This window comes from Clostridium sp. (assembly GCF_022482905.1).
Classification (GTDB): Bacteria; Bacillota; Clostridia; order Clostridiales; family Clostridiaceae; genus Clostridium_B.
Genome location: NZ_JAKVOI010000001.1, coordinates 3,231,838 through 3,246,836, shown reverse-complemented (window position 1 = coordinate 3,246,836; position 14,999 = coordinate 3,231,838). Strand labels below are relative to the sequence as shown.

The 14,999-nt window shown below is 27.5% G+C and carries 14 protein-coding genes; 3 read left to right on the top strand and 11 right to left on the bottom strand.

What is annotated here, in order from left to right; translation table 11 throughout:
- Window positions 1-25: 25 nt before the first annotated feature.
- The 4 genes from LKE46_RS16165 to LKE46_RS16150 form a co-directional block, all read right to left on the bottom strand.
- The gene (locus tag LKE46_RS16165) at window positions 26-313 is read right to left on the bottom strand and encodes a histidine kinase dimerization/phospho-acceptor domain-containing protein (protein ID WP_291724706.1); all 288 of its coding nucleotides are present in this window, start codon (window positions 311-313) and stop codon (window positions 26-28) included.
- Window positions 314-329: 16 nt separating this feature from the next.
- On the bottom strand, window positions 330-1,010 hold the full coding sequence (locus tag LKE46_RS16160; RefSeq protein ID WP_291724703.1) for a response regulator transcription factor: 681 nt from the start codon (window positions 1,008-1,010) through the stop codon (window positions 330-332).
- A gap of 67 nt (window positions 1,011-1,077) precedes the next feature.
- A complete protein-coding gene (locus tag LKE46_RS16155) occupies window positions 1,078-1,335 on the bottom strand; it encodes a PepSY domain-containing protein (RefSeq protein WP_366847226.1) in 258 nt (85 codons plus the stop codon).
- 23 nt (window positions 1,336-1,358) lie between these two features.
- Window positions 1,359-1,481 carry a hypothetical protein gene (locus LKE46_RS16150; protein WP_291724696.1) on the bottom strand — a complete coding sequence of 41 codons (123 nt, stop codon included), beginning with the start codon at window positions 1,479-1,481 and terminating at the stop codon, window positions 1,359-1,361.
- A gap of 549 nt (window positions 1,482-2,030) precedes the next feature.
- Between LKE46_RS16150 and LKE46_RS16145 the strand changes: the two genes are divergently transcribed.
- From LKE46_RS16145 to LKE46_RS16135, 3 genes are all read left to right on the top strand, one after another.
- Window positions 2,031-2,222: a hypothetical protein gene (locus LKE46_RS16145; RefSeq protein WP_291724693.1), complete on the top strand. Its 192-nt coding sequence runs from the start codon at window positions 2,031-2,033 to the stop codon at window positions 2,220-2,222.
- Between the two features lie 79 nt (window positions 2,223-2,301).
- Entirely contained in the window at window positions 2,302-2,673 is a 372-nt protein-coding gene (locus LKE46_RS16140) for an EamA family transporter (RefSeq protein WP_291725731.1), read from the top strand.
- 485 nt (window positions 2,674-3,158) lie between these two features.
- The gene (locus tag LKE46_RS16135; RefSeq protein WP_291724689.1) at window positions 3,159-3,458 is read left to right on the top strand and encodes a hypothetical protein; all 300 of its coding nucleotides are present in this window, start codon (window positions 3,159-3,161) and stop codon (window positions 3,456-3,458) included.
- Window positions 3,459-3,642: 184 nt separating this feature from the next.
- Here the strand turns inward: LKE46_RS16135 and LKE46_RS16130 are convergent, their stop codons facing one another.
- The 7 genes from LKE46_RS16130 to LKE46_RS16100 all read right to left on the bottom strand — a co-directional run bounded on the left by LKE46_RS16130 (window position 3,643) and on the right by LKE46_RS16100 (window position 14,974).
- Complete coding sequence (locus LKE46_RS16130) at window positions 3,643-6,141, bottom strand: DEAD/DEAH box helicase family protein (protein WP_291724685.1); 2,499 nt, start codon at window positions 6,139-6,141, stop codon at window positions 3,643-3,645.
- 401 nt (window positions 6,142-6,542) lie between these two features.
- Window positions 6,543-7,172 carry a hypothetical protein gene (locus LKE46_RS16125; protein ID WP_291724682.1) on the bottom strand — a complete coding sequence of 210 codons (630 nt, stop codon included), beginning with the start codon at window positions 7,170-7,172 and terminating at the stop codon, window positions 6,543-6,545.
- Window positions 7,169-10,183, bottom strand: a complete 3,015-nt coding sequence (locus tag LKE46_RS16120; protein ID WP_291724679.1) for an Eco57I restriction-modification methylase domain-containing protein — start codon at window positions 10,181-10,183, stop codon at window positions 7,169-7,171. The genes LKE46_RS16125 and LKE46_RS16120 overlap by 4 nt, the downstream gene beginning before the upstream one ends.
- Before the next feature lie 160 nt (window positions 10,184-10,343).
- A complete protein-coding gene (locus LKE46_RS16115) occupies window positions 10,344-11,099 on the bottom strand; it encodes a Tn7-like element transposition protein TnsE (RefSeq protein WP_291724675.1) in 756 nt (251 codons plus the stop codon).
- Between the two features lie 34 nt (window positions 11,100-11,133).
- A protein-coding gene (locus LKE46_RS16110) for an IS3 family transposase (RefSeq protein WP_291724670.1) occupies window positions 11,134-12,266 on the bottom strand; the annotation gives its coding sequence in 2 pieces (ribosomal slippage) (window positions 11,134-11,999 and window positions 11,999-12,266; 1,134 coding nt in all).
- A 72-nt stretch (window positions 12,267-12,338) separates the two neighbouring features.
- A complete protein-coding gene (locus LKE46_RS16105) occupies window positions 12,339-14,408 on the bottom strand; it encodes a transposase (RefSeq protein WP_291724667.1) in 2,070 nt (689 codons plus the stop codon).
- Window positions 14,405-14,974 (bottom strand): TnsA endonuclease C-terminal domain-containing protein, encoded by a 570-nt coding sequence (locus tag LKE46_RS16100; RefSeq protein ID WP_291725729.1) that lies wholly within the window; start codon window positions 14,972-14,974, stop codon window positions 14,405-14,407. Before LKE46_RS16100 ends, LKE46_RS16105 begins: the two co-directional genes overlap by 4 nt.
- Window positions 14,975-14,999: the final 25 nt, after the last annotated feature.

Sequence of the window (14,999 nt, the reverse complement as noted above, 5' to 3'; positions counted from 1 at the left end):
GAGGCTATCAATTTACTTTCTCTAACTACTTCAGAAATAAGCTCATTAAGCCAAAATTCTTTTTTTCTATTTTTTGTATTCCACTATCACCTTTAGCAATAAATAATAATCTCTCAACCAAATTAGCCATATTAGTCGACTCTAATTTAATTGCATGAATTGACTTCTCTAAAGCTTCTTTATCATCTTTTCCCAACCTGTCAAGTAAATTAGCATATCCTTGAATAATTGCAATAGGAGTTTTAAGTTCATGGGATACATCCGATACAAACTGTACTTGCCTGTCAAATGCTCCTTGAAGTCTATTTATCATATTATTGAAAGTATTCTTAATTTTCTTTAATAACATATCCTACACCTCTTATTGTACTTATAAGCTTATCTTCAAAATCATCATCAATTTTACTTCTTAAATATCTTATAAATACGTCTACTACATTTGTATCTCCCACATAATCATATCCCCATACTTTTTCAATTAATTGTTCTCTTGTAAGTACAATATTCTTATTGATTAGCAACATTTCAAGAATGTCAAATTCTTTTTTTGTAAGTCCTATTTCTTTACCAGCTCTCCATACCTGATGTGTTTTATTATCCATGACTACATCTTTTACTTTGATTTCATCAAGTTTATTTTTTAATATTTTGTTTCTCATGTATACCCTAATTCTTGCTAATAATTCTTCTATTGCAAAAGGCTTCGTTAAATAGTCATTAGCTCCAGCATCAAGCCCCAATACTTTATCAGGTATGTCACTTTTAGCTGTTAACATTATAATAGGCACATAAGAAAATTGTCTGATCCTTCTACAGACTTCAATTCCATTTAAGCCTGGTAACATAACATCAAGAAGGATTAAATCGTATTCTTTATTTTCTAAATTTTTTAATCCTTCCCTTCCATCATATGCTACATCAACTTTATATCCTTCATGTGTAAGTTCCATTTCAATAAACATTGCCATTTGTCTTTCATCTTCTACTAAAAGTATTTTATAGTCATTCACATTACCACCTCCATAAAATAATAGTGAGCTATTAGCCCACTATATAATATCAATATATACTATTTTCTTAGTTCTTGCCATGGCCACCTCTCTCATTGTCATGGCCTTCTTTATTTTCCTTTACGGAACTTTTATTATTTATTCCTAATATAACACCATTTTGAGAGTCTAACTTAACTACTTGAAGCATATTCTCTTTATCTTTAATATTAAACTTGTATTCAAAAGTTGCTTCTTCAAAATTCAACTCCTTTTCTACCTTTAATACCTTACCAGGTATTTTCCCTAAAGCAATTTGTTGAAGTTGTTCCTGACTATATTTTATATTCGTTTTTGCCTTTGAATATATTATCCCCCCCCTACTGCTCCTACCACAATTATCACAGTTAATAGACTAATTGATGAAATAGCTATTATTCTCTTTTTATATTTTTTGCAGAATTCCTTTAAATCGACAAAAATATTTTTCATTTTTCTTCTCCAATCGTTAAAGAACTTCTATATCCTTTAGTAAATGAGCTGTAATAAATACTGCTGCATTCATAACTCTATTGATTTCAACATTGCAAGTTTTTCTGTTTTAATCAAAATTCTATTCCTCCCTCTATAATCTCTTTATTTATTAATATTTTTATATTAGGTAAATTAAAAAAACTAAAGATAAGATTAAAATCAAATTAAAAATACAGTTATGACTATGTTAACGCAGCACTTAATACAGTTAAAATACATTTAAATAATGTTAAAATACTATTATTTACTTTTATGTATTGATTTTTATATTAATCAGTATTATAAATATTATTAAGGGAGGTGCTATTTTGGATAGCAATATATTAAATGTTGAACAAGCTTGTAAGTTTTGAGGAACATATTCCAGCAAGAAAGATTGGGAGGTAATGGCGATTTAGTAAAGATGCTTTAATCAATTGGCTTTCTACAGGTGATTCTACCAATTACATTAATAAAAATGAGTTTTATCAAGTTTCTGAAGATGAAAAAGGAAAATCTGAAAATCTATTGAATAGCATATGTGAAAAGATATCCTCATTAAAAGATTCAAATAATATAGCTCAATTTCTAAAAATTGAGAAAGGTATAACTATACCAGAGAATTCCAACCTCAGAGTAAATTATAAACAACAACGAGATATTGAAAAACTTGAATTTAAAATATATTGGCCTCAAAGAGAAGAATTTAAAATTTTATAAGTATAAGGAGTTATTATATATGAATAATTTATGGTTTTTATTTGCTATATGTTCTGCTGTATTTGCTTAACTAGTAGCAATATTTGGCAAAATAGGTCTTAAATCAGTTGATGCCAATACTGCAACTGCAGTAAGAGCTGTTATCATGGCTATTTTTCTTATGGCTGTTATTTTTTTCCAAGGAAATCTCAATAAGATACCTCAAATAATTTCGAACAAAAAGGCATTTTCATTCATAATATTAAGTGGAGTTGCTGGAGCACTCTCATGGTTATTCTATTTTTTAGCATTAAAATTCGGTACAGTTGCTAAAGTAGCTCCAATAGATAAATTTAGCGTAGTAATTGCAACTGTATTATCTATTCTTTTCTTGGGAGAAAAAATAAGTAAATTAAACGGATTGGGTGTTGGATTAATAGCAATAGGTGCAATTATAGTTGCGTTAAGTTAAATTACAATATAAATAAAAACATATATAAAATAGTATGCAGTATGAGCTGCAAAGGTAACTGTAACCAGCTCAGGAATCAGGCAAGTAGTTATAAAGATAGCATTCGAGTTTAGGAAAAAACTTAAGATTTTAATGGCATCACAGTTGATTTTAGGGGAAATAATAAAAAACTAGACATTTTGACTTTCTTAAAATGCCTAGTTTTCTATGCTTTAATTTTAGTTAACACCAATTTTAGTATTAACTTATTATTAAAGTTTGATCAAATTATCTTTAAGAAATAGCTTAACTTCGTTGGAACATAAAATAAATTTTAAAATAAAGTTTGAGCAAAACTTGGCTGCTTTTATTTTTTTGATGTTTTATTTTTGAAATAAAGTTTGATCATATTTTATTTATATATTAAGTTCACAAATAAATTTTTATTATTACAAACTTATTTACAGTATTTGCCTAAAACATTGTAAATAAAAGTAGTGATTTATATGGAAAACATTAATATTCCAAACAACCTTAATAAATCTGACACTTCAAATTTAATATTAATTTACAAAAAAACCAATTTACCAATAGTACAGTATTTATTGGGAAATCCTAAAGGTGCCACATTAAAAAAGCAAAATGTATTTTTGGCAAATCGCAAGTTTCAAAACATTGACTCCCAGTGTAAATCATTATTAAAATTACAACAATTAAAATTAACCACAATATTCTATAATAATTGGTATACCGATATGACAAAATATTCAAACTGTATTAATTACGAAAACTCACTCTTTAGATGAGATATTCTCCCCATAAACACTATTTCCCAGCAAAAAGCCTATAAATATTATCCTCATCAAAAACACTCCTTTAAAACTATACTTCAAACTAAAATTTGAGGATAAATGTTTATTGAATTCAATAGAAAGTCCACTCAAAATCAAATAAATTATATTTAATACAAACTACATACCTAACATAAAATTATACAGATTTAAATTTTTCGCAATACTCATTAATAAAGCTATCTGGTAAAAGCTTGAATTTTTTTAACAACTCATCGCATTTTCTGTTCATAGTAATTTCATCAAAATCTAAATAACACAATTCATTAAAAAGACTGTTAACATTAACTATTAATTTATTTAAAGATTTTAATGTAAATACCAAAGTTTCATTAGTATGTGCACCTTCTGTGACAAAATCTGTAGGATGTAATGATACTTTTTCTCCTTTACATCCTGGATACTTTTCCTTAAACCATTCAAATGACTCTAATAGCTGACCATGTTCTTTTTTATTTAATGGATTTTTTGTTTTCTTCTTACTTTTGCATTCTATTATTAAAAACTTTTTACTTTCTATTCTCCATAATACATCAGGACCTTCTCCATATACATATTCTGGTCTTTGACATTCAAAACCAATTAAATTTCCTAACTGCTTCATAGAATTTTCAAATTGATTTGCTGATGAACTCGGTGTTAATTTAGATGTTATGTTACTAATTTCGCTTATAAGCCCCTTCCTATAGGAATATTTTTTTAAACTATCCACTATTTTTTTTGATTGATTAGATGGCTCTTGTAAATATTCATATGGTATATCAGAAAGTGGCTTAAATAATTGATTATTTCCTTTATAAGCTTCTTTTTGTAAAATCCTAGCTTTATCTCTTTCACCTAAATCATTATAAATCTTAGCTAATATTTGTTTTAACCAACTTTTCAACTTGATATCCAATACGTCCTTAATTAAATTATTTAATTCTTGTTTTGCAAGATTTAGATCACCAATTAAGTAATAATTAAAAAATCTTCTTTCTGCCGCTGCTTCTTTAATAGTTTTTTCATAACTTATTTTATCATTACTTATATCTGCTAACATTTCCGCATGAAGTGAAGTCCACTCTGGGTCTCTAACATAACACCTCTTAATAGTTGAATATAATTCATCTACATTTGTTATTTCTTTACTTATATCATTGCCAAGTTCTAGCTGTGCTCTTGTAGATGGACTGAGTAAATTTAAATTTGAGCGCTCACTTATCCAAGTTATTATATCATCACCTTCAAGTAAAATAACGCAATAATCTCCGGCTCCCCTAGTCGCTCTCCCTATTCCCTGTTCGATTCTGTGTGCAACAATTGAATTTATTAACTGACTACCATTTAATACAGATGCGATATATCTATCATATGCATTCATAACTCCAGGTTTTCCTGCCATAATTAATAATCTACAAGTATCTGCTGGTAAGTCTATACCATCATATCTATTAGCCCAAATAAAGGGGCCCTTGCTATCATGTTTCGTCATTTTTTCCACTTGTGCTAATACCTCTGCACTTTTAGCTGCAAATTCTCCTATTTCAGTCCATTGATTTGAAGCTATTGACGATGGTGTTAAAATTATAACTCCATATTTTTCTGATATTACCTTGCACAGATCTTTTACCAATTGTTTTATATCAGCGTTTATGTTCATTAATGCTGGTGCTAATATCATTCGTTCTCCCATACTAACATTACTATCTACCTCTATAGGATTTAATACTGAATTATAATCCGCATCAAAGGTTGTAATAATGGTGCTATCATTAGCTAAAGTAGCCGACATATAAATCCTCTTTTTGCAATTTATAAATGTTGGAAACAAGTTAACTAGTGGATATATAGGCGTTATACTTATTTCTTTTGTATCAATTAAGCAATGACAATATTTTAAGTTATCTCTCAATAGTTTCCATTGAAATTTAAATTGATCAGATTTGTCTTTTAATAAATTTCTAATTTGAATTTCTTTTGCCTTCCATGCCCAATATGGTACTTCTAGTACTTTACTATCTTTACCACCTGTAACATCATCGAATATACCAATTCGTTCAATATCTTTAAAATCATTCCTAAATATTCCTACTATTTCATCGTAAAGTTCACTATTTTTATCATTATACTCTACTTTCAAAGTAAACTGATCCCTCACTATAGATCCAGAAGTATGAGCATCATCAAAAATAATACCCTCTACTGAAGTAATATCTACATCACCTTCCAAGCCAAATGTAGACATACCATTGAATAGTGCACTATATGTAGCAACCATTATGCAATTTCCACTTTTAAATCCTATCGGTATTCCTTTTCCTGAAACATACTTAGCCACCTTTATTCCATATTGTTTTGCTTTATCAAATGTTTGGCTTACAAGTTGATTTGTTGGGCACAAGTAAAGAACTGAGCCTTTAGTTTCATTAACAATAGATTGTGCTATTAGCAATCCTATTATTGTTTTGCCTCCACCTGTATTTAGTTTTATTACTAGATCTTTTTCATTCCTTCTTTGAAACCATTCATCTAATATTATTTGTTGGCTATGCCACAAGTCATTTATTCCTTCTGGTGCTAGTCTTTTAAAAATATCATATGGTTTAATTGGATCTGCAGTTTTTCTCTTTTCTCTCAATTTTTTGAAATCAACCATCTCATTCTCCCCCAAACATTATATTAATTACTAATAAATATATAAAGTTAATATTAAATTATCTTATATATACATAGATTATATCTTTTACTTAATTTGTTTTATTCCTATAATTCAAACAATTTGTGCGCTTTTAAGCTTTACAATATTTTATCTTTCACAAAATCTTTAATTTCTAATTAATTATAAAGTTTTATTTTTGTTATAGAATAAAATCATTTAATATTTTTTAATATGCTTTTATCTGAACTCTTTTAATATTAAAGATATTATAATTAAAATAAAATTTTGTATGCAAAAACTTGCTGAATCAAACCATTGATTCACAATAGTTATCTCAATAAATTTCAATTATATTAAGAAAAATGCGGTATCTATATTTAATTAATCGTTTTTTACACTCATGTAAAATCCATTATAATATGTGACAACGTAATAATATTACCGTTAATTCTTTTATGTTTTGTTTCAAAAACTTTATTATGCTCATATTTTGAGGATATATCTTTAAATGATCCATCTAATGCTATATTATTAAGATTTAACGAAAGAAGCCTGTCCAGTTTCGTAAAATCACCTGTCTCTGCAAACGCAATCATTCCACCTATATCCATATTCTCTGAATAAATGTTATCAAAAAATCTCTTCATACCCTCATTTAAATACTGATCTTTAAAATGACTTGCGGTCATGTTATTTTTTATAAATCTTTTACATTCAAATGCAATATATTTATCTTGTAATTCACTAATATAACAACATATATCAATACGACCAGTATCTTTATAAGTTTCTTTATCATATGTTCCATTTTCAGTAGATATATTAAAGATTATTCCAAACATACTTTTGTTTTTAGACATACTTTCAACTAATAAATTTCGTCTAGTATCTTCTATTGGAGTTTTAGAAAATTTATGATTTTTTATTTCATTATAGCTATATACTATCAATTTAATATAATTAGTTATTACCCCTGTTTTTACTTTTCTAAACCACCAGGGAGAATCTTGCGATGTTTTATCAATCATAAATTTTCCGCCCCCTCAAAAGAATTAAAAATGCAGTCAACAAAATAATTTGCATCTTTTATTGCACTCATCTTGGTCCAATTTTTATATTCTTTTGTTTTTATAACAAAAAAACCTTCTTGTAAAAAACCGCTAATATTATTTTTAACAATCACTTCTGTATTTAGATTTTCTAAACTCATTATTCCCAATAAATCAGGTATTTTTTCTAAAATTTTTTCAGTTAAACAATCATCTGAATTATCATTAATGCAATTACTTATCCTAAAAAAAACAATTGTATACAATTGTTTTGAATAATTTTTAGATGCAACTACATTAATATCTTGACCTTTCAATAATCTATTAAAATAATCACAAATATATTTAGAATATATTTTATAATCCTTCGTAGTAGCTATCTCCTTTTTTAATGTTTTCTTGTAAATCTCAGGTTCAATGTCATTAAATGTATACTTTATCGTTTCTTTATCTATATCATTTAATTTATATAAATCATAAATCATATTGTCTATGTCTTTTTGAATATCTTCTATTATCATAGCCTTTTCTTGCTTTTGTATGTCTTCAATAGCCATTGTTTGTATCTCACCTAATAATTTTTCTATTTTAATAGTCTTATCACAAATTTTTATAATTTGTTCCTTATTACCTTTTACATCTACAATAGGAAAATTACACAGATCTACTTTACTTAATTCAGGCTTAATAGAAGACATAATCTTAGTAGTATGAATGTAATAATAATGAAATAATTTTGAATTAATAACTGCCTCCAAGTATCTTATTATCAATTTATTATTACCCGATTTATCTGCAATACAATGGAAATCATCTGTAAACAATATAGGATTTTCACAATAAGCAGCTCCCCAATTTTTTCTATTGAATGTACGTTTAATTAATATTTTGTTTTTATATTTGTACATTTCCGTTTTTCTAGGTCTTTCATAGTATTCTTGTGTTATTTTAGGCAAATTTTTATAATCTATAATATACTTTCCGAATGCATTTTTTAGATTTCCTCCGCGAAATTTAAGAAATTCTTTTCTTTCATATTTCTTATTTCCAACTACATATCCACGTTCACACATTAGCTTACTTTCTTTGCTATTAATCAATTCTCCTAATGTACAGTTATTCATATATAACTTCTTTATTACCCTAAAATCAAATTCATCTCCATAAGTCAATACTCTCCATATATAATCATATTTTTCTACAATATTTCTATTTATTTTAATAATTTCGGCCTTATCATAAACTATTTTATTGAATAATTTTGAAAACAAATTAGGTTTAAATGAATAATAATTAAAATTATAATTGTTTTTATTCATTCTAAGTATTTTATAACACACAATTGAACATGGTGCACTAGCATTTATAAATAGCATATTCTTTAATCTGTTTAAGTTGAAAATTTCAAGCAATTCATAATTTTCATAAAAAAATCGTCTATATTCTTTTGCATTATGATTAATAAAAATGCTATTTGGTACTATTAATGTTATAATCGTATTCTTATTGCAAAAATCTTCAACCCTACATAAGAAAGCTTGTGCCAATTGTCCATCAGATATAGGTATACTTCTTTTTTTACAATAATCTATATGATCTCCTTCATTTTTACTTACCCAAGGTGGATTTCCAATAATTAAATCAGCTTTTATATTAATTTCATTAAGTTCACTATCAAAAAAACTACACCTATGTAAATTTATTCCTATAAGGTTTGGAAATTTAAACCTATTCTCCATAATATCTTTTGGTTTTAAATATTCCAATAACGCTATATATAAACTAAAGCATGTTATTTTCAACGACTCTTCATTAATGTCGACTCCAAATATATTATTAGTTAAAATATCAGTTAATGTATTTCCATCTATTGTGCCATGTTCTCCTATGTAATAATTAACCATTTTTTTAAAGGCTTCGACCAAAAATATTCCAGAACCACATGCAGGATCAAGTACTTTAATTAAATTTTTACCATCCAACATTTCAACTTGATTAAAACATTTATCAATCATAAAATCTGCTAAAAAATAAGGTGTGTAATAAGCTCCATTAGTATTTGCAGTATTAGTTTTTAAAATTTCATCACCTAAATCAAAAAATGTTTCGTATATATTACTTATAAGTTCTATAGGAATTATAGCGAAATCATAATAAAACATCGTAATTTGACAATTACCATCAATGTAAATATCATCACCAAGAAAAAAATCATATACAACATTAATTTCATTTTTGTTAGGAAAAGGACTTTTATCACTTATATCAAACAAATCTCCATTAAATCTTTTTTTCATATATCTAAAAAATTTTTTTATTTTTTCCGTGTCATTATTTTTTAGTAACATTACAAAATTGCTTGCTTTATAAGGCAAAAAGGCACTTTCGCCTATCATTCCTCTATCTTCCAGGTACTTTATAAATATACATTGTGCTAAAAAATCATACGCATTTTTTAATGGCATATGGCATTTATTGTACAACCTTCTTATTGTCTCCCTAAGGTTGCTTAAAAGCCTTGTATCAACACGATTTTTTTTATTAATATATAAATTTAATTTTTCTAACACTAATCCTGATATAATGTTCTCATTACTCAATAATTCTAATAAATCAATATTATTATTTTTCTTCGAAGAAAACAACATCTTACTTTCATCTATTGCAAAATTGTTATATATTCTTATTTCATTAGGTAAAATAATTATAGAAAACGGTATATCATTCTTATTCCAATATTTTAGATGATTTTTTACTATTTCTCTTTCATCTATAAAATTCAATTTTTTTATACCTAAAACTGTGTAATTTTTGCCATCCAATGATATACTATAAGTTGCATCATATAAATCTCCGGATCCATTATTAATTTTAAAATTTATAGAATCCTTATATTCTAATAATGATATTAACTCTTCAAATATATTTGAACTGGTATAATATTCATTATTATTTAAATTCTCTATAAAAATTTTATATTTATTGTTCATAGTACAATACCTCTCAAAGAATTATATTATAATGTATTATTTTTAAAATATATACCCATTCAATAAATATTTTACAAATTTATACTAATGTATCATTTTCATATAAATAACACATAAACTATTTATTATATGTTTTATATTGTATAATTTATTTAACATTCTATAATTTTTTGTATATAAAAATTACTTTATTATATAATTCTTTATTAATATGTTTATTTCTTATAACTTGAACTTCCAATGCTTCAACTTCTTTAATAGCACCATTACTCCATTTTCCACTTTCATTAACAACTCCCAATAATAGTATACTATAAATCGCTTTCCAATTCATTAATTTTTGAGATTTTAGTATCAGCATTGACAAAGCCCTACCTTCCCTTTCAGCCTCAATCAAACTGCATTCTCTACCATCCATCATAGCAACCTTCCCTATAGCATACCTTCTCCTAGTAACTCCATCACTAAGTCTTGCAAATCTCTTGCCTTTTTTTCCCTCAGGGAGTTCTCCCGTAATTACCTCAACTGTTTTTATGTTATGTCGTTTTTGTAAAAGCTTTAAAATATCAATAAACTCTGTCAATTCACCTTTTTCTTCAACTTTATCTACATTCTTAAATTCTAATCCTCTAATTACTTCTTCTCCACCGGCATCTGCTGTTGTTCTTAAATGATCATCTTCTAAAATATATTTCTTGGTATTTTCATCTTCAACTTTTCTTGTTATTCTAAGACCTTTTTTCTTTTTATTTATTTGAGGAAGTCTTTCATATTCATGTTCTATTGATGAAGTGTCTATTTCTTCTGAATTTCTCGTTGACCCATTACCTTCTGAGGTTAATTCTCTGTTTGAATTGGAGTTCTTATTAACATATTTTCTTATCTTTGCTTGATTGCTAACTTTAGTTTCCTCCAAGCTTGGATGATATATGTGGAATGTCAACATTTTTCTAGACAACTTTTTTAAGGTTATTTAACTTAAATTGATATGGAGTTACATATCCAAGAGATGAATGAATTCTATGGTTATTGAACCAGTTAACATAATCTGCTAGCTGCCATTTCAACTCATCAAGTGATTCAAATACTTTTCCACGTACAAATTCTGTTTTTATAATTTTAAATGCTGCTTCTGCAACTGTGTTATCATAAGGACATCCTTTCATACTAAGTGAACGTTTAATTTGAAAGGCCAGCATTGCCTCATCTATAATTTTGTTTTTAAACTCATTACCTCTATCTGTATGAAAAATTTCAATATTCCTTAGATTGCCATTTACTTTTGCAAAAGCTTTTCTTACTAATGCTGCATCTTTATGGTTCCCTGCACTGTAACCTATAATCTCACAGTTAAAAAGGTCAACAAGTATGCAGATATACTCCCATCTGTCTCTAACTCTGACATATGTAAGATCGCTTACTACAACATTCCTGTATGGTTGATTCTTAAATTCCCGTTTAACCAGATTATCTATTTTTGATTCATTGAATTTATCCACATGTGGTTTGAACTTTAATTTTGTATAACTGGATACAAGAGTATTTTGTTGCATTATTCTGCCTATTTTCCGCCTTGAAACTCTGTATCCTTTTTTCTGTAACTCAACCTTGATTTTTCGTGTTCCATAATTATTCCGGCTTGAGTTAAATATGTCCTTAATCATAGATATAAGAGCATCTTCACTGTTTTTCTTTCTACTTTTATAGTAATAGGTACTTCTTGAAATCTGGAGGACTTTGCACATTGCTGATACAGAGTATTTGTGGGAATTCTTCCTTATCACATTTACTTTCGTCCCAAAATCAGCGCAGCTTGTTTTAAAATATCATTCTCCATCATAAGTTGTTTGTTCTTCCTGCGCAGTTCTATAAGTTCCTGTTCTTCCCTGCTTCGATTATCCTTTTCCTTAAATGACCCCGTATTTTCAGACTGCCTTATCCATCTACTCACCATTGATAATGATAGACTATATTCCCTGGCAATCTCACTTTTCATCTTACCATTATGATAAAGTTCTACTATTTGATTCTTAAATTCCGTTGTATAATTATGTCTCTTTTTTGTTTCCTTTTTTTCAGACATGATTAATTTCCCCTTTTCTATAATTATTTTATTATATCATGTTCCTAAAAAAGTTGTTTTATTTATTGTAGCCTATCCACTACTTGCATTTAATTTTATTACTTCTGCGCCTTCAGCCGAAATAGTTTCCTTTCCCAACTTGAAGGCCTCTTTTTCTCTATTAAGCTCTTTTTCAACTGCTCTATTTATTTTGATTCCTTTAAGCTTTTTATTATTACTTTCACCATTAATCTCTATAGACTTTTTCTTTCTAGCAGCTTTGACTATTTTATCTATTTCTAAATCGACATCAACTTTTAGCTGATTTTGCCTATTCTTTTGTGCTTCCTTTAACTCTGAAATAAGTTCAAAATTAAATATAATCTCCTCTAAAATGCAATCCTCATACTGTTTACTTGGATCAAGTAAATAACACGTTTCAAAGCTTTTGCCTTCTTCATAGGAAATGTAAATATTATTCATATTCCTTGGATCATACAGTATTTCTATACTTCTAACCTTTGATTTTATGAACCACTGCTCCTCCAGTGCTTTTTGTGAACCGTAATATAATCCCTTAAATCTTATACCTGCTCTTGAAACATTAGCTCTGCCCCTCGGAAGTACATTTAATCTTAAAACCTCTCTATCAACAGTTCTAAGTCTTCCTTTTTTATTTTCTATTCCCCAATTCCAAAGTGCTGATGGAATTGGAGCTATGTTATCCTTAAGCATTTCAATTTCTACTGGATACTTGTCAATTTGTTTATTATTATGTTCCAATACAAGGTTTATATATATCTTTGTAAACTCTTCTAAAGTAAGGGTTGCATCCAGCCTATAATCCCTATCTCCCCTTTTCCTATATTCCTTTTGGATTGCACCAGGGGTCTTGTGCTTGATTTTCTCATTAGTAGTTTTAAAACTTCTCTCAACTATTCCCTTTAAGTCTCCTCTATATGGTGGTGTGTTTTCTATTTTAATATTTAAATTATTTATCAAATTTTCTACCGAATACCCTTCAAACTCTCCTCTATCAGCTATTATAATATCTGGAATATGTTTAGCTGGCCACTGCTCCTCCACTATTTCTATACCATAACTCTTACAAAATTCAACCTTATCTGTAATCATATTATTCAGTGCCATCATAGCTCCAAGCCATGATGGTCCCTCTAAACCAACATAAATACCTGTTACAAGTCTTGAAAAAACATCAATTATGGCATAAACTACAGGCCTACCTATAATCCTGTTTCTATCTAAAGAACTAACTAAATAAATGTCTGCAATTGTAGCATCCACCTGAAATCTTGTACCCGGTCCATCTGTTTCAATTGTTGAGTTACTAAGCAGTTCTCTATTTTTTAATTCAAATTCCTTCGCGCTTTCTCTTAAAACTATATCCTTCTTTGGATCTTCATTTTTTTTGAACCAGTAATAAAATTGGTCATAAGTAGGTATTCTTGATTTATCCCATACTTTATATTTAAGTTCATTATTTTCTTTATATGTATCAGAATAAAAATCTCTTAGTATTAGCTCATATGTTTCTTTTAATGATATTTTATTTGCATTTCTATAATATTTATTTATGGCAAAACTAAATTGTTTTTTTATATTCTCTGTTATATTTATTCCTTGTATTATATTGCCATTATAATCAGCTCTCTTAGGTCTACCTACTTTATTTTCAGTTAACTTCTTTTCTTTTCCTCTTCCTCCAGAATTTATATAGTCGGGTAGCAACGAATTTTTACTTAACCCTCTTTGCCAGTATCTACTTAGTATTTTTTTCACCTTTGTTAAACTTAAATGGCTTTCATCTGCCATTTCTTTAAGCGTTTTATTCCTAGTGCTTACATTTAAAATATCATGTTTCTTCTCTTCCCAATACTTTGAAATAAATTCCCAATCCATATTTCTTTTATCTATTTGAATTTTTGAAAGTTTACTTTCATCAATTAATCTTGCAAAAGGATCTTTTATAACCATTAACCTATTTGCATCTACTTCATCCTGTAAGATTCGTAATAGTTCCTTTTTAGGCATAGATGTAACTGAATCGATGTTTACATAATAAACATTTTCTTTTGAAACATGTATGATTCTAATTCTAGTACCTGTATCTGTATATTTAAAGACAGTATTAATTGTAATCATATTGCCTCCAACTTATTAATAGACTTTTCAATTACATTAGTAATTGGTATTACTTTATTAACATCTATTTTCTCAACAATATTAACTTCGATAATTTTATTTATAATCAAATACTTAAATATACTCAAACCGCTTCCTATTTCAAGACTCATATCTTTGTCAAAGGTATTGCATATAGTTCTCATAGTTTTATTACTTCCTACTATTCTCTTTATAAATTCATAGATTAAATCAATAAATTCAAGCTTTTCAATACCCTCAAAACAATCTAGGTCTTTAATATTTTTATATCCATATGCAAAGCTTATATTAGTTGCAATAGTTTTATCTATTTCATTTTCCGTTACAATTCCCCAATCTATTTTTCTTTTCTCCCAATACACTCTCTCAATTTCAAATTTTTCAAGTATTCTTTTATTAAATAATTTGTCCTTAGCTTTTATTGTTCTAGCTACTTCAGTTAATTTATTATCATCATTTTTAGTTATTAAAAAATCTGTTGTCATTACAACATATTCACCAGTTTTAGGGTTTTTAGGATGTTCTAAACCAAGCTCATTTGCAATAAGAAGGGTATCCTCTAAAGGTAAA

Excerpts from the sequence above, each read along its gene's own strand:
- LKE46_RS16165 (WP_291724706.1), bottom strand. The coding sequence starts at position 313 with ATGATAAATAGACTTCAAGGAGCATTTGACAGGCAAGTACAGTTTGTA.
- LKE46_RS16150 (WP_291724696.1), bottom strand. The coding sequence starts at position 1,481 with ATGAAAAATATTTTTGTCGATTTAAAGGAATTCTGCAAAAAATATAAA.
- LKE46_RS16135 (WP_291724689.1), top strand. The coding sequence starts at position 3,159 with ATGGAAAACATTAATATTCCAAACAACCTTAATAAATCTGACACTTCA.
- LKE46_RS16130 (WP_291724685.1), bottom strand. The coding sequence starts at position 6,141 with ATGGTTGATTTCAAAAAATTGAGAGAAAAGAGAAAAACTGCAGATCCA.
- LKE46_RS16125 (WP_291724682.1), bottom strand. The coding sequence starts at position 7,172 with ATGATTGATAAAACATCGCAAGATTCTCCCTGGTGGTTTAGAAAAGTA.
- LKE46_RS16120 (WP_291724679.1), bottom strand. The coding sequence starts at position 10,183 with ATGAACAATAAATATAAAATTTTTATAGAGAATTTAAATAATAATGAA.
- LKE46_RS16105 (WP_291724667.1), bottom strand. The coding sequence starts at position 14,408 with ATGATTACAATTAATACTGTCTTTAAATATACAGATACAGGTACTAGA.